Below are 22,592 nucleotides of genomic sequence, written 5' to 3' on the forward strand. Positions count from 1 at the left end.
GGTTGAGCTTGCGCTGGCGATGGCGGGTGGGGCTGCCCGGAGGGGTGCGCGGAAGGCAACGGCTTGCGTTTTGGCGACCGGGTGGGGGTAGGGCGACCGATGGCGGGAGTGGTTTCGGCTGCGGGGAGGGGTTCCGGAGGTGCAAGGCGTTGCGGTGGGGGAACCCCGGAGGGGTTCGGGAAGCGCTAGGCGTTGCGGTGGGGGAACCCCGGGGGGGTTGGGCAGGTGAAGGCGTTGTGGTTGCGGTCGTGGGAGAATCCTCGCACGCGGTCACCCCGGGGAATCCAGCGCCCCCGCGGCCGGCAGCGACATGCGGACCGTCGTCCCCACGCCGAGCTCGCTCGTCACGTGAATGCGTCCGCCGTGGTCCATGACGAACCTTTGCGTGAGCGGGAGCCCGAGGCCCGTCCCCTGCCCTGGCGGCTTCGTGGTGAAGAACGGATCGAAAATGCGCCCGAGGTCCTCCGGCGCAATGCCACACCCGGTGTCGCGCACCTCGATCTCCACGCCGGGGGCGGCGTCATCCCCCGGGTCGAGCGCCCGCGCAACGACGGAGACGGCTCCGCCCTCCGACACGGCATCCAGCGCATTGCCGACCACATTCAACAAGGCCGCGTCGAGCTGCGCCAGGTTCACGAGCACCGCCTTGGGTGCCTCGGGATCCTGCGACACCTCGAGCCGAACCTCGCGCGCGCGCGCCTGAGGCGCCGTGAATTCGAGCACGCGGTCGAGCGCCGCCCGCACGTCGCAAAGCTCGCGCCCCATCGGATTGCTGCGCGAGTAATCGAGCAGCGTATGCACGAGGCGCGAGCAGCGCGTCGCCTGCGCCTCGATGGTGAGCATCGTCTTGCGAACGGCCGCCTCGTCGAGGCTCGGCCCCTTCGTCCCGCCGAGCCGGCGGAGCAAGAGCTGGGCATTCATCAGGATGACCGCCAGAGGATTGTTGATCTCGTGCGAGAGGCCCGCGAGCATGGTGCCCACGGCCGCCATCTTCCCCGCCTGCACGAGCTCCTCCTGCGTCTCCGAGAGCCTCTGCAACGTCCTCTCGAGCTCGCGGTTTTTCTCGGCCAGCTCGACGTGCGCGCGATGCAATCGCTCGGCCGCGCGCACCCGCGCCACGAGCTCCGCCGGATCGAACGGCTTGCTCAGGTAATCGTCCGCGCCGACGTCGAGGCCCATGGCGGCCGAGGCGGCCCCTGCCCTGGCCGTCAGCAAGATGATGGGAATGTCGCGCGCCTCCGGGTCTTGCTTCAGCCGACGGACGAGCTCGAACCCGTCCATCTCGGGCATCATCACGTCCGATACGATGACCTCGGGCCGCCGCGCCCGCACGGCGTCGAGCGCCGCCCGGCCGTTCGTCACGAGCTCGACGTCGTATTCGGCGGAGAGAATATCCAGCAAATACGAACCCATGTCCGGGTTGTCCTCGGCGACGAGCACGCGTGGGCCGTGCTTGCTCGTCGCCCCGCGCGCGCCGGCCGTCGTGCGCGCCTCGAAATGACCCGCGCGGTGCCCGGGTAGCCGCGCGTCGACGGAATCGGGCGCAGGCCGCGGCGCGGCGAGGCGATCCGCGACGCACGGGAGCCGCACGAAGAAACGCGCGCCCATGGAGGCCTCGCTTTCCACGAAGACCCGGCCGCCCATGAGCTCCGCGAGCTCTTTGACGAGCGAGAGCCCGATCCCCGTCCCTTCGTGCTTGCGCGTCGCCGACGTGTCGATCTGCTGGAATCGCTGAAACAGGAGGTGTTGCTTGTCCGCCGGAATGCCCGGCCCCGTATCCTCGACCGCGAGCTCGAGCTCGTCGCCCACCTTCCGCAGGCGCACGACGATGCGCCCCCCGGGCGGCGTGAACTTCAGGGCATTGCCGAGCAGGTTCAGCACGATCTTCTCGAATTTGCGACGATCGAGCGGGACCGGCTCTCCGGCCGAAGCCTCGAGCGATAGCTCGATCCCGCCGCGCCCGGCCGACGGGCGGGCGTCGCCGACGATATCGGCGCAGAGCTCGGCCGCGTCGACGGACTCCCAGTCGACCGTGGACTTTCCTGCCTCGATTTTCTGATGATCGAGGATGTCGTCGACGAGGCGATGGAGCCTGCGCGCATTGCGCTGCACGCGCACGAGGTCCTCGCGCACGCTCGGCGAGAGCAGCTCGCGCTCGCTTCCCTCCTTGGAGAGCAGCGAGGCGAGCGGGCCGAGGATCAGCGCGAGCGGCGTGCGCAGCTCGTGGCTCATGACCGTGAGGAACTGGCCCTTGGCGCGGGCCGCGTCGTCGGCCCTCTCCTTGGCGTTCTGGAGGTCGAGCTCCATCTGCTTGCGCTCGGTGATGTCCGCGTAAATGCCGAGCAGCCCGGCCACTTCGCCCCGCTCGTCGCGGATCGGGACCTTGCTCGTGAGCAGCACGCGCGGCGAGCCGTCCGAGCGGAGCATGGGTTCCTCGATATCGAGGATCGGCGTGCCGCTCGCCATGACCTCGCGGTCGCTCTTGACGAACGCGTCCGCGTCTTCGCGCCTCCAGACGTCGTAATCGGTCTTTCCGACGAGGTTCTCCAGGGACTTCGTCCCCGAATCGTTCAAAAAGTTCTGGTTGCCCCCCAGAAACCGGCCCTGGCGATCTTTCCAAAAAATGGCGTGCGGTACGTTCGCGATGACGTACTTGAGCACCGCTTGCTGCTGCTCGAGCGCGTCCTCTGCGCGCTTGCGCGCGGTGATGTCCGTGGCGACGCCGAGCACGCCCGAGCTCTTGGTCTCCGCAATTCGGAGTGGCATGAAATGAACCTCGTACCAGGCCCCATGAAACTCCCCGGCCGCGCGCACGCTCTCTCCGGCGAGGGCTCGCCGCGCGCTGTCGGTGATCCACGGGTAGTCCTGATACACGCGGAAAATCGACTGGCCAACCTCACCATGCTGGCGGAGCCTCGCCCCTTCGAGCCCGCGCCCCTCCTGGAGCGTGAAGATGCCTCGTGGGTCGAGAGTAAAGAGCACGATCGGTGCGTGGGCAAGCACAGTCCGCAAGTGTGACTGGGATTCGGCCGCCGCGCGAGGCCCTGACGCAGGCGCCCCGCGCCTTTGCCAGGCGGGCCGCCGCCTTTTCAGCCTGGCCGCGCGGTGACGACTTCGGGGCATGGTGCAGCATCAGTATAAGGCGCCGCCCTCCCGCGTGGGGACGAGCGGCTCCCGATACGATCGCATTCGCGTCCCCCCCACCCGGGCCCGCCAGCCGGGTTTGAACGCCGAGGCCGCTTCAGGGCGTCAAGAAGAACGGATTCGACGCCGCGAACGGCCTCCGTCCCGGGTGCAGCGGGGCGAGGTCCCCGTCGCCCTTCGCGTGGAACATCACCCAGTTCCTCGGACGCGACGGATCCAGCGTCACCGTCACTTGATTGGTGAATTTCTTCGACGGGCCAGCCCAGCCATCCACCGGCACGAGGGGCTCCGTCGACACCGTCTTTCCATTCACGATCGTCTCCAGCATGGTCGCGGAAACCCAGCTCGCCGACTCGATCGTGAGCGTGAACGTCGCCATCCCGCCCGCGCCGGTCTTCACCATCTCTCCGGGTTTTTCCCCGTTCGGGCCCGCCGCCGTCATGAACAGGCCGCCGCTGATCGTCGCCCCGCCGCTCTTGATCGCGTCACGCACGAGGATCTTCGTCAGCTTCGTCGGATCGTCGTGCCCGAACGCCAGGCACGTCCGCGGATACCCCACCGGGCTCGTCCGCAAATGGTGGCTGTCGGAGCTGCCCACGGCCCACACCGTCATCCCCGCCTCGAGCAGCGCGAACCAGTCCGCGACCGACTCGCCCCGGTTCTTCTCGAAATCGGAGTCGTTGAAGACCTCGATCGCGTCGAAATCGTCGCTCCAGAACCCGTCGCGCCCCTTGCCCGTCTTCCGATCGAGCGCCGCGGCGCTGAAATAAGCGCCGAACCCGCCGTCACTCGGGTGGTTCACGATGAGCACGGGGTTATCGGGCAGCGCCCGCACGAGCGCGAAGACGTCCTTCGGGTCCTTTCCGATCCAGTCGACCGCCCCGCGGTTCGCCTTCTGCGGGTCCGGCGTCATCGGCACGACCCCGAAATGGCCCCACGTGAACGTCGTCAGCTCCTCCGACGCCATGCCGAACGCCCATTGCGTCAGGCCCATGTCCTGGATCAACGGCTGGAAATCCGCGACCCACTCGTGCTCGCTCGACACCGGGATGTCGAGCCCGTCCGCGATCGCGCCCCGCACCTTGTGCTCGATCCGATCATTCGAGTCCGCCGAGAACTGCGAATGGATGTGAAAATCGGCGCACATCACGCCCGACGTGTCGACCGAATGCGCGAGGTCCGCCGGGACCTCCAGCGTCTGGCCCGCCGCGACCGTCACGTCCGTGCTGAGGAGCTCCCATTCATAGCCACGCGACACGATCACCGTGTGCTCGCCCGGCGGCACCGACACCGTCGCATTGCCATCCATCGCGAAGACCTGGTGCAATCGCCCGTTCGCCTCGTCGGGCACGCCGAACGCCTCGGGCGCCGCGGCGAGCGCGTCCTTCGGGACGATCTGCACGCGCACCGGCAGCGCCGCGCCCGTCGCCGAATCCTTCGCGACCACGTGAATGGTTCCATTCGGATCGAGCGGGATCGTCGCCGTCGTCTCGTCCGCGGAGACCCCGAAGCCCGCGTGCGGCGCATAACCTTGCTTTTGCGGCACGAGCGTCACCGGAGCGCCCGGCGGCACGTGCACCACGAACGAGCCCTCCGAATCCGTCCGCGTCCGGCTCAGATACTCGCCCTCCGCGCTCGTCGCGTGCAGCCACGCGCCCGCGACCCCGGTGCCTTGGGCGTCCTCGACCTTGCCCTTGATCTCGCGCCACGGCGCCTCGCCGGAGGCACGCCGCACCGCCTCGCGCAGGCCGTCGTAATCGGGTCCGCCTGCGATGATCTCCGCCCGATCGACCGTCTCCGCCGAGCAAGCGTCGACGACGAAGCCCGGACCATAAAAGAGCGAAAATCCGCTGACCGTCAGGCCGTACGCGAGCTCGTGGCCCGGGATGCGGAACGCGAATCCGAAATCGCCGCCGTCGAAGCCCGCCCACGCGACGCGCCCCGAGGGCTCCTCGAAGCCCGACTCCGGCGTCACGAGCTGCGCGTTCGAATAATGAAAGAAGCCGAGGAGCTCGTCCGGATCCGGTCGGTCCACGCCGAAATCGACGGGCTCATTCGATTTGTTGACCACGCCCATGCGCATGGTGACGCGCTCCTCCCCCGGCCGGAGCACGTAATCGTAGGCCGCTTCGAGCTCGTACGTGCGCGGGAACAGATACGAGAGCGGCCCCTGCATGAACGGGATTTTCGAGAGCTTGCCCGCGACCCGCACGACGGCCTCGCCGCCGTCCGAGCCGTCCTTCAGCACCGTGACGCTCGTCGGATCGATCATCTCGACCGAGAGCCCGGTCAGCGTCTCGGTGTACTTCGAGACGCCCGTGGGCTTGCCGTCGGCGTTCGCCTTGTCGATCGAGAGGATCTCGCCGCCGAAGCGCGCATACCCGTCGGAGAAATCTTTGTCCTCGATGAACACGACGATCTTGTCGTTCGCGAGGACGAAATCACCGGGCTCGATCTGCTGCCGGCCATGCCCGGGCTGCGCGATGCCCGAGAGATCGGTGACCTTGCCGGCGCGCGCCTGCCCCGCCGCCTTGGCGCCGAATGGGTCCTTGTGCCCGTTCGGGTCGCCGACCTCGAACTTCAAGGCCGAGCAGTCGGTGGCCCCGGGCGGCTCTTCATCGGTGCCGCTACACGCGGCGACGAGCGGCACCTGAACGAGGACGCAGAGCAGGGCACGAAAGGAAGGCGCGGCAAGCGAAGGACAACGCATGAGACCTCCTCGCGAGGCGGAGATGCCCGACCTCAATGGATATCTCTTACGTTTCGATGACGACCTTGTGAAGCCCCCAAGGCGGCGCGGGCCGATCGTTTGGGATCAAAAGGAAGAGAAGGGCTCCTCGAGGAACGCGATCTCCTCGTCGGTCGAGGCGCCCCCGAGGATCGCGAGGACGCTCGTGACGTCGTCCTCGCGCCCGTCGCCGCTCATCGCGCGGCCTTCTCCGCGGTCTTCTGCGGCGCCGTCTTGCGCGGGTCTCCGGGCACGAGCCGCACGAGCCGGTGCATCAGCCCATCGACCCGCTGGAGCCACGCGCGCCACTTCGTGTACTTGTCGACCGGGATCGTCGACAGGTCGAACACGAGCGTGCGCTTCACGACGACCGCGCCGCCCTCGCCCGGGGAAAACTCGATCTTCGCGCGTCCGAACTCGCCGCCCGCCTCCTCGCCGCCCGGCGGCAGCTCCGCGAAGACGTAGCCCTCGGGCGGTACGATCGTGATCGCGCGCGTCTCGTGTCGCGGCGCGAGGAACGGCGGAAGCACCACCGGCATCGTGCGCGACGAGAGCGGCGCGAGCTGCGACGTGAGCGTCACCGTGTCGCTCACCGGCACGACGAGCTCGCTCCCTTCCCGCCGCGCGATGCCCTGGCTCGTCGCCTCGTACGAGAGCTTCGCCGCGCCGCCGGGCAGCGCGCCGTCGAAGCCAACCTCGCCCTTGAGCTCCACGCCGGGCACCCACTTGCCCGTCAGGTACGTCTCGGCCCATTGCTTGCGCGCGTCGGGCTCGACGAGGTTCGTGCGCAGCTCGAAGGCCGCGTCGCCCACGTGCCGCTCGTTCGCGGTGAGCTTGCCGCGGCCGCTGCCGTCGAGCTCGATCCGCCACTCGGCGTCGATGCCGTGATCGTCGGGCGAGCTCGCGGGCGTCTCGATCATCTTCGCGGGGCCGTCGTCGATGAAGAACGCGAGCGTGCGCGCATCCATCGCCGGCAGCGGTCCGAGGCGGCTCTGCGGGCTCGTCGCGTCGAGCCACATCGCCGGCGCGCCGTCCTTCGCGGGCAGGTACGCGATGCCGTGATCGAACATCGGCACCGCGACCTTCTCGCTGCGGAGCAACATCGACTGCCCCGTGTAGCGCGTCTGCACGAGCACCTCGGTCGCCTCGATGCCGATCGCCTTGAGCAGCGTGATGAGCAGCATCGCCTTGTCGTCGCAGTCGCCTTGCTTGCGCGCGAGCGAGATCTGCGGACGGTTCGGCAGCCACGCCTCGCCCGAGACGTAGTTCACGTAGCGGATCGAGTCGGCGACGTAGTCGAAGACCGCGCGGATCTTCTCGTCGCGCGTCTTCTTGCCCTTCGTGAGCTCGGCCGCGAGCTCCTTGATGCGCTCGTCGGGCGTGGAAAAACCCTCGACGGCGCTCTTGTACCAGGTGCGGAAATCGCCCCAGCCCGCGAACGTCGAGCCCACCACGACGGGCACCGTCTCCGCGATCGGCGGCGCGAGCGGCTCGTCGCGCACGTTCGTCGGGTTGTCCCAGACGAAGCGCTGGATCACGCGATCGCCGACGGTCTTCGTCTCCGCTCGATCGGCCTTGCCGTTGATCACGTCGACGGCGAGCGGCGAGGCCGCGGGCGAGTCGACGATGACCTCGTTGAACAGGATCGGCCGCGTATCCATCGAGCCCACGTAGTCGATGAAGTAGAACGGCGCGTCGCCGCGCCGGCCCACGGGATCACGCGTCCACGAGCGCACGGCGATCTCCACGACGTCGCCCGACGAGAGCTTCGGCCAGCGCACGTACGCGCCGCGCCCGCCGCCGCCTTGCTCCTCGGGCAGCGCGATCGAGCCGTCCTTGCGATGCACGCGCGCGAAGAGCAGCTCGGTGCGATCGCCCTCGGCCGGGATGTCCGACTCGTAGAGGTCCATCTCCGTGCGCGGCTCGACCACGATCTCGCGCGCGTAATGCATGAGCTGCGAGACGCGCCGATCCGGGTGGTACGTCACGACGCGCGTCCAGTGGAGCTGCCTGTCGAAGACCTCGCCCTTCTTCGCCGGGTTCGCCTTCGCCCGCGCGAGGAAGACGCTCGGCTGCACGATCGCCTGCTCGTCGGGCATCGTCGTCTTGCCCTGCGGCGTGCGCGTGCGGAGCGCGATCTCCGCCTTGCGTTGCTGATCCGTGGGTTCGAGCGCGAGCGCCCGCGCGAGCGCCTCGGTCACGCGCTCCGCCGGCTCCGACGGCGGTTTGCCCTGACGCACCTCGTCCGCGAGCACCGCTTTGCGCGCCGCCGCGAGCCCGTCGAACGCCGACGCCTTGTTCGGCGAGAGGAGCGTCGCCACGTAAAACACCTCGCGCGCCCAGGCGTTTCTGCCCGCATCGAGCAATTGCTGCCCGATCGCCACGAGCTCGTCGGCCGATCGCTGGTGCGCGAGGCTCTCGGCCGCGGCCCGTTCGAGCTCCGCGCCGCCTTGCACGCGGAACGCCGAGACGTAGCGGCTGTCCCGCGCGCCCGCGCGTTGCTCCACGAGCTTGCGCGCCGCGACCAGCGCCGTCTGCGGATCGGCGCGCGTCACCGAGGAAAGCTCGGCCCACACGGCCGTCGGCGCGCGCCCGCGCTCCTCGCCCGTCATCGCCATGAGCTCGTCGCGATGCGCCCGGTACGCGCCCTGCGCGCCCATCTGCGAGCGTCCTGCGATCTTGAGCAGGCGCGCCTCGAGGTCGGTCGCGGTGGAGAGCGGCGCCTCGCGGACACGCGCGAGCGCCCAGTCGGGGTAGCGCGCCGCGAGCGACGATTCGAAGAGCCGGCGCTGCGCGAACGCCGCCGTCGCCTCGTCGTTCGCCGCCTTGCCGCGCTCGAACGCGAGGTTCAACCGCTCGCTCCGCTCCGCGCCGAACGGCGAGACGTACCCCGCGAGCGCGAACACGTCGGGCGGCGTCTCCTTCGCGCGCAACGCCGCTTCGAGCAGCCCCGGCGCGCGCGGCGAACGCGCGTCCTCCGCGCCCCCGAGCGTCCGCAGGATCGCCGCCCGCAGCGCTGCATCCGGGCTCGGATTCGCGCCCACGTCGAGCCCCGCCTCGAGCTGCGTCTTGACCCGCGTCACGCCCTTCGGCGGCTTGATCTCGGCCGCGACACGCGCCTCCTTCGCCGGATCTGCCTTCTCCGCCTTGCCCGGCTTCTTCTCCGCGGCCGCGGGCAGCACCACGCTCGCGATGTCCGAGGACGACGACACCGTCACCGGCGCGCCCGCTTCATCCGTGAACCGCAAACGCACGCGCCCCTCGTCCGAGGTCGCGCCCGAGCAAACCTTCACCGCGACGAGGTGCGGGCCCGGCGCGGGCTCGATCCGCGCCGCCATTCGATCCAGCACGAGCCGCGGATGCACCTCCTCGCTCATCGCGACATCGGCGCCGTCCCAGAGCAGCCGCACCTTGCCCGTCGACGCCACGTGCACGAGCACGGGCTTCTGCGCCTGGCCCGCGGGCGGGTTCGGGAAGACGACCTTCGACGCGAGATACGTGCAGCTCTCGGCGCGCGGATGCACGTAGAGGTCGAGCGGAACACCACGCCACGTCGACGACTGCGGCAGGATGCGCCGCCACGCGACGTCGTAAACGCCCCACGAATACCGCGCCGACGTGTCGTTGAGCTTCTGCCCCGGCGCCTCCGGGCCTTCCTTGTCGCGGATCCCTTCGCCCTTGTCCTGGAACGGACCGAGGATCGCCATCGACCGCACGAGCCCGCTCGTGTCGGGCGCGACATCGTACGTGATCGTCTTCGATCCGGCCCACGCAGCCCCCGTGGGGCTCGGCGAGAGCCACGCCGCGAGCGCCCGCGCGTCCCCCGCGACCGGCGACTTCGTCGCGGCCACCGCGCGCAGCCCTCCGCGCACCTTCCCGAGCGTCGCGCGCTCGTCGAGCGTCGTCGCCACGAGCAGCCCCGCGAGCGCGTCCGGCCCGCCTGCCGTCGCGCGCTGGAGCGCGAGATCCACCATCGGATCCGGCTGCGCCGCGGTCCACCGCGAGGGCGGCTTCGGAAGCGGTTGCGCCGCCGCGGCCTTGTCCTTCACGGGGTCCGGCTTCGCAGGCGCCTTGTCCTTCGCGGGCGCCTTGTCCTTCGAGGTTTGTCCCTTCCCCGCCGCGCCCGGTGCGCCCGCGACGGGCTTCTTCGCCCCGCCTGGATCGGCCTTTTTCCCGGGCGATTGCGCGAGCGCCGTGCCCGAGACGAGCCCCAGCGTGATCACCCACGCGATGCCCCTTCGCCACGACGCCCCGGCGCGCAGACGTCGTGTTCCCTCGCCGATGGCCTGCGCGATCGAAGACCTTTCCATGGGTACCTCGATGCATAGCGCGGTGGCTCCGAGGGAGCGAGCCCCTCCACCCGGTTCTTGGCCCTCCTCGCCGCGCGCCTCTAGCCTCCCGCGCATGCGCCGCGTCTCTCGTTTGATCGCCGCCCTCGCGCTCGCCTTGACCGCATCGCTCGCGCCTGCTTCGAGCGCGTTCGCGCGTGGCAAGGCCACGGTCGAGTGGACCCGCGTCGACGCCCCGGAAGGAAAAGACGGCGACCGGATCGCCCGCACCCTGCGGAACCTCCTCAAAGAGGCCAGCCGCAAGGCTGATTTCGGCAAATCCGGCAAGGTCGCGCTCCGCGCCAAGATCACCGAGTACGTCGTCGAGAAGAAGGGCGACGTCCTGCGCATCCGCTGCACGGTCATCGGCCGCGTCGAGGGCGGGGCCAGCGCGAAGAGCCGGATCTCCTTCGGCGGTGATCCGAACGACCCGAAGGCCCTCGAAAAGCAAGTCCTCACGATGGTCGCGCACGGCGTCACGAGCCGCCTGGCCGCGATCGCCCGCTCCCGCGCCGAAGCGGAGGAAAAGAAGAAAAATGCGGCCCGTGAGGCCGAGGACTAGAAGAGCGCCGCGTTGTTCGGCGCTCTGCGAGATTGCGCAGCAAGCTCGCCTCTAGGGGGTGAATCGGCCGGGCTTCGCCTGGCCGAGAGGGGGACGCGAGGCGTCCCCCTCGGGACACGACCGCTTTCGGATTCGCCTCTCGACCCTCGCGGCAAATTGATTTAGTCCAGGGAGTCGACATGGAATACGACCGCATGCTCCGCACGCTCTTCGAGGAAGAAGACCGCGCGCGCGAGATGGCGAGCAAGCTGATGAAGGCCTCCCAGGAGTCGCGCGATGCGGCCTCCGCGGAGCGCCAGAGCCTCGTCGCCTTCCTCAAGGGCCCGATGGAGCGGCACATGGCGTACGAGGAGCGCGCCGTCTTCCCGCAGCTCGAGCGTCGCGGCCTCGGCGCCGAAGTGGGAGTCGCCCTGCGCCACCACGCGATGATCCGCGAGGACGCCGAGAAGCTCGCCGCCGCCCGGCCCGGTGACGACGTGAGCCAGCTCATCTTCGACGTGGCGCGCCGCATGCTGCACCACACGAATTTCGAGGGAGATTACATCTACCCCGAGCTCACCTACGAAGCTTGGCGTGATCTCATGAAGGAGACCGCGGGTTGAACGCCGCGCTCTCGACATCTGCCCCGGGCGCCACGTACTCTGTGGGTTCCTGATGAGCCTCGAGGCAGGCCGCGTCCTCAGCACCCGCTACCGGCTGGTCCGACCTCTCGGGCAGGGCTCGCAAGGTGCCGTGTGGATCGCGGATCACCTCGCGCTGAACACGGAAGTCGCGGTCAAGCTCATCGACCCCGAGCTCGCCAAGCGCGAGGACGCGGTCGAGCGCTTCAAGCGCGAAGCCACCGCCGCCGCGCAGCTCCGCTCCGCCCACGTCGTCCAGATCCTCGATCACGGCATCGACGAAGGGCAGCCCTTCATCGTGATGGAGCTGCTCGACGGCGAAGACCTGTTCGAGCGGCTCAACAAACGCGGCCGGCTCTCGCTGCGCGAGACGTCGAAGGTCATCACGCAGGTCTGCCGCGCCCTCGCGCGCGCGCACGCCGCCGGCATCGTGCACCGCGATCTCAAGCCCGAGAACGTCTTCCTCTGCAACAACGAGGACGACGAGGTCGTGAAGGTGCTCGACTTCGGCGTCGCGAAGGTGACCGACCCGGCGAAGGCGACGATGCAGCGGACCAACGTCGGTACGCTCATCGGCACGCCGCACTACATGAGCCCCGAGCAGGTCAAGGGCATCTCCGAGATCGATTATCGCACCGATCTCTGGGCGATCGGCGTCATCGCCTACCAGTGCGTCGTCGGCGAGCTGCCCTTCGACAGCGAGGGCGTCGGCGATCTGCTCATCAAGATCTCGGTCGCCGAGCCGCCCGTGCCCTCGAAGGTCTGGAAAGGCGTTCCGCCCCAGTTCGACACGTGGTTCGCGAAGGCCTGCGACAAGGACCCGAACAAACGCTTCCAGAGCGCGCGTGAGCTCGCCGAGGCCCTCGCCCGCGTCGTCGCGTCCGTGCCCGAAGCGATGCGCGGCGAGCTGCCGCCGCGGCCCGCGTCGATCCGTCCGCCGCCCGTCGCGCCCACGTCGTCGCCCGGCACGCCCGCGCCGACGAGCGCGAAGCCGAAGAGCACCAAAGCGCCAGCGCTGCCCCCGCGCGCCACCGCGTCGCCGGCCAAACCGCCGCCGCGCGCCGAGCGCGCCAAGACGGAGCACCTCGACCCGGCCGACCTCGAAGTCCTCGCCGACGCGACGACACGCGGCCCCGTCTCCGAGGACATCGACGATTTCGAGTTCGACTTCGACGACGAGCCGCCGGTCGTCGTCTCCACGGCGCCTCCGCCCGTCGTCGCGAGAGTGCCCGCCACGGCGACGCCCGCGCCCGCGCCGAAGGTCGCGTCCGGCGTGCGCGCGCCCGCCGCGCAGCCCCCGCAAGCGACGCCGCTTCCCGCCGCGCAACCCGCGCAACGCGTGAGCGCGACGCCGCCGCTCGCGCCGTCCTCGAACCCCTTCCTCTCCGACCTCGGCGCGCCCGTCCTGCCGGCGGGTCTGCTCGACGCACCCGCGGCACGGCCCTCGGCCCCGGCGCCGGAGCCCGTGCAGGCGAGGGTCCCGCGGCACACCACGGCGCCCGGCGTGGACAGCGGCGACCGGATCTCGGCGCCGCCCGAGATCGACGGCGCGCGCCGCAAGCGCGTGCTCGCGTTCGTCGGCGTGGCGTTCGTCCTGGCCGCGGGCGGCATCGCGTACGTCGTGGTCCAGTCGAACATGGTGCCGCCCGGCCCGACGCCGGCTGCGTCGGCGCCGCCTCCGCCCGAGCCCATCGAGCCGCCGGCCGTGGTGGCCGTCCCCTCGCCCACGGCGAGCTTCGGCAGCCCGCTGCCGACCACGAAAAAGGGTACGGGCAAGGCGGGGCCGACCACGAAGAAGACGACGACCCCCGCGAACTCGTCGTCCAAGACGCCCCCGACGGCGACCGCGAAGGAGCCGGATCCGCCGCCCGAGGACGGCACGATCGTGATCCCGGATCCGCCGAGCGACGTACCTCCGGCGCCTTGACGATCGAAACGAAAAACCCCGCGAGCGCGGGGTTTTTCGATCACGGACGCCCCGACGTGATGCCCGGGGCGTCCTTGTGTTTACGGATCAGGAGCCTTCTTCGAACTCCGCGTCGATGACGCCGTCCTTGCCCTTGCCACCCGCGGGCGGGGGCGGCGCGCCGCCTTCGCCGGGCGGCGGACCGGCCTGCGGACCGGCCTTCTCGTACATCACGCTCGCGATGCGGTGCATCTCCTTCTCGAGCTTCTCGAGCGAAGCCGTCACCGCCGCGTCGTCCTGCTTCTCGATCGCCTGACGCGCCTCGGTCACGATGCCGTTCAGCGCGGACACGTCGCTCTCGGGCAGCTTGTCCTTGTTCTCGGAGACCGTCTTCTCGATCTGGTAGCAGAGGTTGTCGAGCTTGTTGCGCCGCTCGATCTCCTCGCGACGACGCTTGTCCTCGGCCTCGTGCTCGGAGGCCTCGCGGACCATGCGCTGAATCTCGTCCTCCTTGAGGCCGCCGGAGGCCGTGATCGTGATGCGCTGATCCTTGCCCGTCGCCATGTCCTTCGCGTGCACGCTGAGGATGCCGTTCGCGTCGATGTCGAACGTCACCTCGATCTTCGGCACGCCGCGCGGCGCCGGCATGATGCCTTCCAGGTGGAAGCGGCCGAGCGTGCGGTTGTACCGCGCCTCGGTGCGCTCGCCTTGCAGCACGTGCACCTCGACCGAGGGCTGGCTGTCGGTCGCCGTCGAGAACGTCTCCTTCTTCTGCGTCGGGATCGTCGTGTTGCGCGAGATCATCACCGTCATCACGCCGCCGAGCGTCTCGACGCCGAGCGAGAGCGGCGTGACGTCGAGCAGCACGAGGTCCTTCACGTCGCCGGAGAGCACGCCCGCCTGCACCGCGGCGCCGACGGCCACGACCTCGTCCGGGTTCACGCCCTTGTGCGGCTCTTTGCCGAAGAACTTCTTCACCGTCTCCTGCACGAGCGGGATGCGGGTCGAGCCGCCGACGAGCACGACCTCGTCGATCTGCTGCGGCGTCTTCTTCGCGTCCGAGAGCGCCTTGCGCACGGGCTCCATCGTCCGCTCGATGAGCGGCCGGATCATCTGCTCGAGCTTCGCGCGGCTCAGCTGCTTCTGCAGGTGCTTCGGGCCCGACGCGTCGGCCGTGAGGAACGGCAGGTTGATCGTCGTCTCCTGCACGTTCGACAGCTCGATCTTCGCCTGCTCGGCCGCGTCCTTCAGGCGCTGCACGACCATCTTGTCGTTCGCGACGTCGATGCCCGTGTCCTTCTTGAACTCGGCGATCAGCCAATCCATCACGAGGTGGTCGACGTCGTCGCCGCCGAGGTGCGTGTCACCGTTCGTCGAGATGACCTGCACGACGTTGTCGCCGACCTCGAGGATCGAGATGTCGAACGTGCCGCCGCCGAAGTCGTAGACCGCGATGACCTCGTCGCTCTTCTTGTCGAGGCCGTACGCGAGCGCGGCCGCGGTCGGCTCGTTGACGATGCGCTTGACCTCGAGGCCCGCGATGCGGCCGGCGTCCTTCGTCGCCTGGCGCTGCGCGTCGTTGAAGTACGCGGGGACGGTGATGACCGCGTCGGTCACCTTCTCGCCGAGGTAGTCCTCTGCTGCCTTCTTCAGCTTCTGCAGGACCTTCGCCGAGATCTCCGGCGGCGAGTGCTGCTTGCCGCGCAGCTCGATGACGGCGTCGCCGTTCTTGCCCTTCACGACCTTGTACGGGACGCGCTTGATCTCCTCGCTCACCTCTTCGGCGCGGCGGCCGACGAAACGCTTGGCCGAGTAGATCGTGTTGAGCGGGTTCGTGACGGCCTGGCGCTTCGCGATCTGCCCGACCAGCACTTCGCCCTTGTCGTCGAACGCGACGACCGACGGCGTGATCCGTGAGCCCTCCTCGTTGACGATGACCTTGGGCTCCTTGCCCTCCATCACCGCGACAACGCTGTTCGTCGTGCCGAGATCGATGCCGATGATCTTGCCCATGGGAACCTTTTCCTCCGAGACGGTCGCGCACGGAATTCGGCGCGTGCGAGGCAGAGCGGCCAGGGAGAGCCTGCCTGGAAAACGCTACGTAAATGAGCCGGAAAGCTTCGAAATCCTTCTTGTTTTTCGAGTCGCTCCGGCTTCGCGGGTCGCTTCGCGGTCGAAAGTAACCACACGCCCCCTCACGTCAACGGAAGCGCTGGCAGAACCCGGAAAAATCCATGCCCGGGTCGGGCCGTCCCGGAAGAACCTGCCGGTCCGTGACGACCGTCCCTTGCGATCTCCGGGATGTGCGTGCTAAGAGGCTCGGCCCTTCTCGGAGGAAGCGCCATGAAGCAAGGCATCCACCCCAACTACGTCATGTCGACGATCAACTGCGCCTGCGGCTCGGTCGTCGTTACCCAATCGACCCGCGGCAGCTTCACGACCGACATCTGCTCCGCGTGCCACCCGTTCTACACGGGCAAGGCGAAGGTCATGGACGTCGCCGGCCGCGTCGACCGCTTCCGCAAGAAGTACGCGCAGACGCAAAAGGCGACCTGATCCAGCGCGGAATATCCTTTTCCGCCTATCTCCCCCCGCGGGGCGCCCGCTCTGCGGGGGGGCGCCTCCCACTCGGGTACTTCCCGCGCTAGAGTCTTCCCGATGAGCCAGGAAGTCGCGCGCCCGTACATCGGCGGGCAAGCCGTGATCGAGGGGGTCATGATGCGATCCCCTCGCTCGCTTTCCATCGTGTGCCGAAGACGCTCGGGCGAGCTCGTGGTCCGTGAAAGGGCCGCGCCCACGCTCGCGCAAGGTCCGCGCACCTGGCCGCTCGTGCGCGGCATCGTCACCGTCGTCGAATCGTTGAAGCTCGGCTCGCAAGCCCTGCGCTGGTCGGCCGATCTCTTCGAGCAAGACTTGGATGACGACGACAAGCCGGCGTCGAAGAAAAAGCCGCCGACCGCGAGCAACGTGCTCACGGCGCTCTCGCTGCCGATCCTCTCGCTCGTCACCTCGGGCGGAGAGGCGGCCCCGTCCACGGGGAGCAAGGGCGCGGGCGGGTTCGGGTTCATCTCGATCCTGTTCGCCGTGGGCCTGTTCGTCGCGGCGCCGCAGGCCGGCGCCGAGGGCATCAACAAGCTCCTGAAGCTCGACCTCGACGTCGGCTCGCCCGGCTTCCAGGCGCTCACGGGCGCGGCGAAGCTCCTCATCGTCGTCGGCTACATGCTGCTCATCCGGCAGGTCGCCGAGATTCGCCGCGTGTTCCAGTACCACGGCGCCGAACACAAGGCGATTTCGACCTACGAGGCCCACGAGGAGCTCACGGTCGAGAACGCGGCCAAGAAGACCACGCTCCACGCGCGCTGCGGCACCACGTTCCTCGTGATGGTCGCGCTCGTGTCGATCCTCGTCTTCTCGGCGATCGGCGCGTTCCTCCCGACGATCCCCGGCGGACGGCTCGCGCAGAGCGTGGGCTTCTTCTTCATGAAGCTGCCCTTCCTGCCGTTCATCGCGGCCATCACCTACGAGCTGCAGCGCTTCTTCGCGCGCTTCTGCACGGTGGGCCCGCTCCAGGTGCTGCTCTGGCCGGGCTTCCTCGTCCAGAAGATCACGACCGCGGAGCCCGAGCCCGCGCAGCTCGAGGTGGCGCTCGCGTCGCTCCGCGCGACGCTCTGGCGCGAAGCCGCGACCACGAGCGCGCCCGCCGAGGTGCCCGACCGCGTCTTCCCCGATTACGGCCGACTCCTCGCGGATCCGGGCTACGTTTCCGCGCGCGTCTGAACTCGGACCTCAAGCCATGTTGCCGATCGCGAAGCTCGAAGCCGTGGCGCGGCGCTTCCGGGAGCTCGAGCACTTGCTCTGCTCGCCGGAGGTGCTCGCCGATCACGCCAAGCTGCAGAAGCTCAACAAGGAGCGCACGGACCTCGAGCCCGTCGTGGCGCAGTTCGCGCGTCTGAACGACGTCGAGCGTCGCATCGCGGAGGACCGCGAGGTGCTCGCCGATCCCGAGCTCGGCGAGCTCGCGCGTGCGGAGCTGCCCGAGCTCGAAGCCGAGCGCGAGACGATCGCGGGCGAGCTGGAATTGCTCCTCCTGCCGAAGGATCCGAACGACGCGAAAAACACGATCGTCGAGATCCGCAGCGGCGAGGGCGGCGAGGAGGCCGCGCTCTTCGCGGCCGACGTCTTCCGCATGATCGTCCGGTACGCGGAGACGAAGCGCTGGAAGGTCGAGATCCTCAGCGTGAGCGAGGCTTCGGCGGGCGGGTACAAAGAGGTGATCGCGCTCGTCACGGGCCAGGACGTCTACTCGAACCTGCGTTACGAGGGCGGCGTGCACCGCGTGCAGCGCGTGCCCGCGACCGAGGCGCAGGGCCGGATCCACACGTCGACGTCGACGGTCGCCGTGCTGCCCGAGGCCGACGACGTCGACGTGCAGATCGACGACAAGGACCTCGACATCTCGATCGCGGCTTCCGGCGGCCCCGGCGGACAGGGCGTGAACACGACGAACAGCGCCGTGCAGATCCGCCACATCCCGACGGGCATCATCGTGAAGTGCCAGGACGAGCGCTCGCAGCTCAAGAACAAGGCGAAGGCGCTCAAGGTGCTGAAGAGCCGCCTGCTCGACATCGAGCGCAAGCGCCAGGAAGAGGCGCTCTCTGCCGAGCGCCGCACGATGGTCGGATCGGCCGAGCGATCGCAGAAGATCCGCACCTACAACTACCCGCAGAACCGCGTCACCGATCACCGCATCGGCCTCACGATGCACAAGCTCGACCGCATCATGGACGGTGACCTCGACGAGCTCATCGCCGCGCTGCGCACGCATCGCCAGGCCGAGCTCCTGAAGAAGGGCGGCTCGGAGGATCGCCCCCCCGAGAGCGAATGATCACGCGGCCCGATCTCGAGGCGCTGCTCGTCGCGCTCGTGCTCGTCCCGGGGACGTACTCGCGCAACCGCTTCTTCGCGCTCTACACCGACCTTGAGGCGGCCCGCGTTCGTCGCCGCGCCAAGCTCCTCCGCAGCGTCGTCGCCGAGGTCACGCAGAGCGACCCCGCGCGCCGCGGGCACATCGTCGCGATCGACGAACGCGATGACGGCGGCGCGACGTTCACGTACGTCGTCCCCTCGCTGAACCTGCGCCGCACGACGACGCTCTCGGAGCTCGAGCTCTCGATCGTGCGCTACGCCCTCGCGTGCCGCGCGGGCGCGATCGCGAAGGCGACGCCGCCGGACGAGAAAGCGTTCGCGCCGCTCGGCGAGGACGATCCGGTGCGCGCGCGCATCGAGGACACGCTGCGCAAGCTCGCGCCCGATCTCGCCGCGCTCACGTCGAGCGGCGCGCTCGCCGCGGACGAGGCCTGTGACCTCGACGAACCGTGTGATCCGGACGAACGGGACGACACTTCGGCGTCCGGCGTGCCATCCCCCGCGCCTTCCGGTCTTTCTTCTTTACCCGAGGGGGCGACCGAGCGATAACGCGAGCTTCGTGCATCCGGGGAGGACGAGATGTGCATCTTCTGCAAGGTCGCGAAGCGAGAGATCCCGGCGAGGATCGTGTTCGAGGACGATGACCTCGTCGCGTTCCACGACATCAACCCCGTGGCGCCGATCCACGTCCTCGTGATCCCCAAGCAGCACATCTCGGGGATCGGCGAGGTGACCGCCGATCAGGCCGAGGTGCTCGGCAAGCTGCTCGTCGCGGCGCGGCGCGTGGCCGAGGACGCGGGGCTTATGCCGTCGGGTTTCCGCGTGGTCATCAACCACGGCCAGCACGCGGGACAGACCGTGCATCACATCCACGTGCACGTGCTCGGGGGCAGGCCGCTCGCGTGGCCGCCGGGCTGATCGAAGCGAGGGACACGATGCGTTTCGCTTTTTCGATGGTTTGCTTGGTCGCGTCGACCGCGCTCGTGGGCTGCGGCGACGAGGGCGATGGCCAGCCGGCTCCGGACTTCGTCAGGCGGACGATCGAGCTCGTCGAGCACGCCGACAACGAGACGGTCACGCACGCCGACGCGACGATGATGGATACGGTCGGCGACATCCTCACGTTCGCGAATCCGGTCTTCGACAAGGCGAATGCGAACCAGGTCGGCACCGACCAGGGGTATTGCGTGCGCACCGAGGTCGGGAAGTCCTGGGAGTGCGAATGGACGGTGTTCCTCTCGGAGGGCCAGATCTCGGTCGCCGGGCCGTTCTTCGACGCCGAGGAGTCCGAGCTCGCGATCACGGGCGGCACGGGCATCTACGCGCAGGCGAGCGGCGAGATGCGCCTCGGCTTCCGCGATACGCCGGCGCCGAAGGTCGAATACAATTTCGTCTACGACGTGATCGTCCCTTATTGAGGGACGTCCCTCGTCAATCGATGCGCGCGGCGGCCTCGGCCATTCGGTCGATCCAGGCCGCCTCGGACTCGCCGAGCGGCGGATTGCGCTCGAGGCGCGCTTCGAGCGGGCGCGGCCGCGTGAGCGGATCGCGGGAATGCGCTCGCAAATGCGCCGAGCGAATCACGCCGGCGCGGCCGTTCATGCCAAAGAAGAGCGCGAAGAGGTCGGGGCCGACGGCGCGGCGCGGAGAGGGGCGCACCTCGAATTCGGCGCCGGAGCGGAGGCGCGCGGTGAAGCCGGCGACGAGGTGATCGGCCGGATCGAGCCACGGATCGGGCGCGCCGGGGGCACCGCGGGAGAGCCACGCGTCGACGGTCGTCGTGGCGAGGTCGGGCGCGCCCTCGCCGAGCCCGAGCGTGAGGGCCGACCGCGCGAGGAACGTCTCGATTTCGGCGAGCGTGGCCGCGCCGCTCGCGTGGACGAGGAGCGAGGCGCGGTCGAGCGTGGGGCTCTCGGGCGGCGGCGGGACGGGGCGGCGCTCGGGCGGGTCGCGCGGCAGGAGGTTGCCGGGGTTCATGATGCCGCGCGGATCGAGGACATGCCGCAGGGCGTGCACGACGTCGATGCCGCGGCCGAGCTCGGCCCCGAGGCGCGGCGCCTTGCTGCGCCCCACGCCGTGGTGATGCGAGAGCGTGCCGCCCGCGCCGATCGCCGCGTCGAGCGCGGTGCGCCAGGTCCAGTCGTAGACGGATTCCATTGCCGCGGGCGTCGGCGCGCTGCCGGCGAACGTGAAATAGATGCTGCAACCGTCGGGATACGCGTGGGAGAGGTGCGCCATGACAAACACGCTCTTGCCGAGCGCCTCGCGCACCGCGCGATAAAGCTCGCCGAGGCGCGACCACGGGGCCGCGACCTCCATCGTGTCGCTGAAGGCGCCGGCCATGAAGACCGGCGATTGCCGATAACTCACGCTGTACCGATGCGAGAGCCAATGCCGCGCCGGCCCCTCGCCGAGGTCGCGCGCGCCGCTCGCGAGCGCGATTTGCTTCGCCCGTGCGAAATCCGCCTCGCTCTCTGCGGCTTGCCCCTCGAAGACCAGGATCAACGTCGCGCCGCCGAGCCAATCCGACGGCGCCGCGTCGACGATTCGATTGAGCACGCCCGGGCGGCGCAGGATCCGCCGCAAGACGGCCGCGCCAAACCCGGCGCCCTCGCCCCGCTCTTCGAGCGTCTTTTTCGGCCCCGCGTGCTTGCGCCGGCGCACCGAGCCGAGCCGGGCGATGAACGAATCGAACACGTCGTAAAGGCGCGCGACCGCGGGTCGGATCCCGCTCTGGAACATCTCTCGCATCGCCTCCCAGCCCGCCTCGACCGTGGGGAACGAGAACGCGCCGAACGCGCGCGCCGCGGGCGCCGGATGGAGCCGCAGTCGCGCGGAGGTGACCACGCCGAGCACGCCCTCGCTGCCGATGATCAGCGGCGTCGCGTCGGGCCCGTGGAGGCGGCGATCGAATCGAACGATCTCGCCCTCGCCGACCACACATTCGAGCGAGGCGACCATGTCCTCGATCTTGCCGTAGAGCCCGGAGCATTGCCCCGCGCTGCGGGCGGCGACCCAGCCGCCGACGGTCGAGCAGAGAATGGACGAAGGAAAGTGCCCGAGCGTATGGCCCGCGGCATTGAGATCCTCTTCCAGCCGGATCCCGAGCGCGCCCGCCTCGACGTCGAGCACGCCCGCCTCCGCGTCGAGGCGTCGAACGCGGTCGAGGCGCTTCAGATCGAGGACGACCGTACGTTCGTCCGGTAAAACGCCGCCACACACGCCCGAGCCCGCGCCGAACGGGACGAGCGGGATGCCTTCCTTCGCGCAGAAGCGGACGACGGAGGCGACGTCCTCCGTGTTGTTTGGCCAGACAACCACGCCGGGCCGGTGGTCGGCGATGCGGCCGTCGGAGACGGCGAGGTGGTGGCGCGGCCAGAGGTCGCGCGCGTAGGCGATGCGATCGACGGGCGAGGCCGAGACCGTGAGGTTCGGCAGGGCCTGACCGAGCGCCGCTTCGAGGTTCACTTGCGCTCGGCCACGATGACGAGCCGCGGCGACTCCGAGCCGAAGAAGACGCCCGGATGCGCGGTGTGGCCCGTGACCTCGACGACCTTGAAATCGGCGTCGTGCATCATCTTGCCGATCTCGTGGAGGGCGTAGAGGCGGATCGAATACTCGATTTCGCGGGCGCGGCCGTCGTCGAACATGGCCGTGCGCTTGACCTTGAGGCGGCTCGTGAAGAAATCGACCTGCATCTCATCCATGCACACGCAGCCGTCGCCCTCGAACCAGACGAGGCTCGGCTGGCGAGGCGCCACGTAATCACGGTTGATGATGTCGAGCACGAGGATACCGCCCACGCGCAAGGCGCGGTGCATCCGCCGCAGGACGTCGAGGTTCTTCTCGTCGTCGAAATATCCGAAGCTCGTCGACCAGCAATACAGGCCGTCGAAGACCTGGTCGAACGCCATCTCCCGCATGTCGCCCTGCAGGAAATTGAGCTTTTGCGCGCGCCCCTGCGCCTCGTCGGCCGCGAGCGCGAGCATGTTGAGCGAGAGGTCGTAGCCGACGACGCCATAGCCGCGGCTCGCGAGCTCGACGGCGTGCTGGCCCGTGCCACACGCGAGGTCGAGGATCGTCGCGCCCTTCTCCAGGCCGAGGCACGATTCGATGAAATCGGCCTCGCGACGGATCACCTTCGCGTCGGTACGATCCATCGTGCGGATCATGTCGTCGTCGAAGAGGTCCTCCCACCAGGGGCGCGGACGCCGGCGGCTCGGCTCGGGCAGGCTGACCGGCTTGGACGGCGCCGAGGCCGCCGGCGGCGGGGTCGCCTGCGCGGACGCCGGCGGCGGCGGCGGGGCCTTGGGCGGCGGGAGCGAGGTCGACGCGGTCGGCACGACGCCAGGGTCGGGGACCGTCGGCGCCTGACGCC

Annotated in this window: 15 protein-coding genes; 9 read left to right on the plus strand and 6 right to left on the minus strand. The window is 69.3% G+C overall.

Going from position 1 to position 22,592, the window contains the following annotated elements:
- Nucleotides 1–270 precede the first annotated feature (270 nt).
- The 3 genes from QHF85_RS30355 to QHF85_RS30365 form a co-directional block, all read right to left on the minus strand.
- Nucleotides 271–2,982 carry an ATP-binding protein gene (locus QHF85_RS30355; RefSeq protein WP_281330851.1) on the minus strand — a complete coding sequence of 904 codons (2,712 nt, stop codon included), beginning with the start codon at nt 2,980–2,982 and terminating at the stop codon, nt 271–273.
- A gap of 259 nt (nt 2,983–3,241) precedes the next feature.
- Nucleotides 3,242–5,854: a CehA/McbA family metallohydrolase gene (locus tag QHF85_RS30360; protein ID WP_281330852.1), complete on the minus strand. Its 2,613-nt coding sequence runs from the start codon at nt 5,852–5,854 to the stop codon at nt 3,242–3,244.
- Between the two features lie 212 nt (nt 5,855–6,066).
- The gene (locus tag QHF85_RS30365; RefSeq protein ID WP_281330853.1) at nt 6,067–10,182 is read right to left on the minus strand and encodes a transglutaminase domain-containing protein; all 4,116 of its coding nucleotides are present in this window, start codon (nt 10,180–10,182) and stop codon (nt 6,067–6,069) included.
- 94 nt (nt 10,183–10,276) lie between these two features.
- On the opposite strand from QHF85_RS30365, the gene QHF85_RS30370 reads away from it, so the two are divergent.
- The 3 genes from QHF85_RS30370 (at nt 10,277) to QHF85_RS30380 (ending at nt 13,309) form a co-directional block, all read left to right on the plus strand.
- Nucleotides 10,277–10,762 carry a hypothetical protein gene (locus tag QHF85_RS30370; protein WP_281330854.1) on the plus strand — a complete coding sequence of 162 codons (486 nt, stop codon included), beginning with the start codon at nt 10,277–10,279 and terminating at the stop codon, nt 10,760–10,762.
- Between the two features lie 179 nt (nt 10,763–10,941).
- Nucleotides 10,942–11,364 (plus strand): hemerythrin domain-containing protein, encoded by a 423-nt coding sequence (locus QHF85_RS30375; protein ID WP_281330855.1) that lies wholly within the window; start codon nt 10,942–10,944, stop codon nt 11,362–11,364.
- 52 nt (nt 11,365–11,416) lie between these two features.
- Nucleotides 11,417–13,309, plus strand: a complete 1,893-nt coding sequence (locus QHF85_RS30380; RefSeq protein ID WP_281330856.1) for a serine/threonine protein kinase — start codon at nt 11,417–11,419, stop codon at nt 13,307–13,309.
- 87 nt (nt 13,310–13,396) lie between these two features.
- Here QHF85_RS30380 and dnaK read toward each other — a convergent pair whose 3' ends face one another.
- Nucleotides 13,397–15,301 carry a molecular chaperone DnaK gene (dnaK, locus tag QHF85_RS30385; protein ID WP_281330857.1) on the minus strand — a complete coding sequence of 635 codons (1,905 nt, stop codon included), beginning with the start codon at nt 15,299–15,301 and terminating at the stop codon, nt 13,397–13,399.
- 330 nt (nt 15,302–15,631) lie between these two features.
- Between dnaK and rpmE the strand changes: the two genes are divergently transcribed.
- The 6 genes from rpmE to QHF85_RS30415 all read left to right on the plus strand — a co-directional run bounded on the left by rpmE (nt 15,632) and on the right by QHF85_RS30415 (nt 19,632).
- Complete coding sequence (rpmE, locus tag QHF85_RS30390; protein WP_281330858.1) at nt 15,632–15,844, plus strand: 50S ribosomal protein L31; 213 nt, start codon at nt 15,632–15,634, stop codon at nt 15,842–15,844.
- Nucleotides 15,845–15,946: 102 nt separating this feature from the next.
- Nucleotides 15,947–17,065, plus strand: a complete 1,119-nt coding sequence (locus QHF85_RS30395; protein ID WP_281330859.1) for a DUF1385 domain-containing protein — start codon at nt 15,947–15,949, stop codon at nt 17,063–17,065.
- A gap of 16 nt (nt 17,066–17,081) precedes the next feature.
- A complete protein-coding gene (prfA, locus tag QHF85_RS30400) occupies nt 17,082–18,173 on the plus strand; it encodes a peptide chain release factor 1 (RefSeq protein ID WP_281330860.1) in 1,092 nt (363 codons plus the stop codon).
- Complete coding sequence (locus QHF85_RS30405; RefSeq protein WP_281330861.1) at nt 18,170–18,763, plus strand: hypothetical protein; 594 nt, start codon at nt 18,170–18,172, stop codon at nt 18,761–18,763. The genes prfA and QHF85_RS30405 overlap by 4 nt, the downstream gene beginning before the upstream one ends.
- 30 nt (nt 18,764–18,793) lie before the next feature.
- Nucleotides 18,794–19,132, plus strand: coding sequence for a histidine triad nucleotide-binding protein (locus tag QHF85_RS30410; protein ID WP_281330862.1), 339 nt, complete (start codon nt 18,794–18,796; stop codon nt 19,130–19,132).
- A gap of 17 nt (nt 19,133–19,149) precedes the next feature.
- Nucleotides 19,150–19,632 (plus strand): dirigent protein, encoded by a 483-nt coding sequence (locus QHF85_RS30415; protein ID WP_281330863.1) that lies wholly within the window; start codon nt 19,150–19,152, stop codon nt 19,630–19,632.
- Between the two features lie 13 nt (nt 19,633–19,645).
- Here QHF85_RS30415 and QHF85_RS30420 read toward each other — a convergent pair whose 3' ends face one another.
- Together QHF85_RS30420 and QHF85_RS30425 are read right to left on the minus strand one after the other, a co-directional pair.
- A complete protein-coding gene (locus tag QHF85_RS30420; RefSeq protein WP_281330864.1) occupies nt 19,646–21,682 on the minus strand; it encodes an FAD-binding protein in 2,037 nt (678 codons plus the stop codon).
- Nucleotides 21,679–22,592, minus strand: a 914-nt coding sequence (locus tag QHF85_RS30425; protein WP_281330865.1) for a class I SAM-dependent methyltransferase, incomplete at its 5' end; no start/stop codon positions are given. The genes QHF85_RS30420 and QHF85_RS30425, both read right to left, overlap by 4 nt.

It is taken from the genome of Polyangium sp. 6x1, from assembly GCF_029946515.1.
GTDB lineage: Bacteria > Myxococcota_A > Polyangia > Polyangiales > Polyangiaceae > Polyangium.

Coding starts and splice junctions, on each gene's coding strand:
- QHF85_RS30360 (WP_281330852.1), bottom strand. CDS start 5,854: ATGCGTTGTCCTTCGCTTGCCGCGCCTTCCTTTCGTGCCCTGCTCTGC.
- QHF85_RS30365 (WP_281330853.1), bottom strand. CDS start 10,182: ATGGAAAGGTCTTCGATCGCGCAGGCCATCGGCGAGGGAACACGACGT.
- QHF85_RS30370 (WP_281330854.1), top strand. CDS start 10,277: ATGCGCCGCGTCTCTCGTTTGATCGCCGCCCTCGCGCTCGCCTTGACC.
- QHF85_RS30375 (WP_281330855.1), top strand. CDS start 10,942: ATGGAATACGACCGCATGCTCCGCACGCTCTTCGAGGAAGAAGACCGC.
- QHF85_RS30380 (WP_281330856.1), top strand. CDS start 11,417: ATGAGCCTCGAGGCAGGCCGCGTCCTCAGCACCCGCTACCGGCTGGTC.
- dnaK (WP_281330857.1), bottom strand. CDS start 15,301: ATGGGCAAGATCATCGGCATCGATCTCGGCACGACGAACAGCGTTGTC.
- rpmE (WP_281330858.1), top strand. CDS start 15,632: ATGAAGCAAGGCATCCACCCCAACTACGTCATGTCGACGATCAACTGC.
- QHF85_RS30395 (WP_281330859.1), top strand. CDS start 15,947: ATGAGCCAGGAAGTCGCGCGCCCGTACATCGGCGGGCAAGCCGTGATC.
- prfA (WP_281330860.1), top strand. CDS start 17,082: ATGTTGCCGATCGCGAAGCTCGAAGCCGTGGCGCGGCGCTTCCGGGAG.
- QHF85_RS30405 (WP_281330861.1), top strand. CDS start 18,170: ATGATCACGCGGCCCGATCTCGAGGCGCTGCTCGTCGCGCTCGTGCTC.
- QHF85_RS30410 (WP_281330862.1), top strand. CDS start 18,794: ATGTGCATCTTCTGCAAGGTCGCGAAGCGAGAGATCCCGGCGAGGATC.
- QHF85_RS30415 (WP_281330863.1), top strand. CDS start 19,150: ATGCGTTTCGCTTTTTCGATGGTTTGCTTGGTCGCGTCGACCGCGCTC.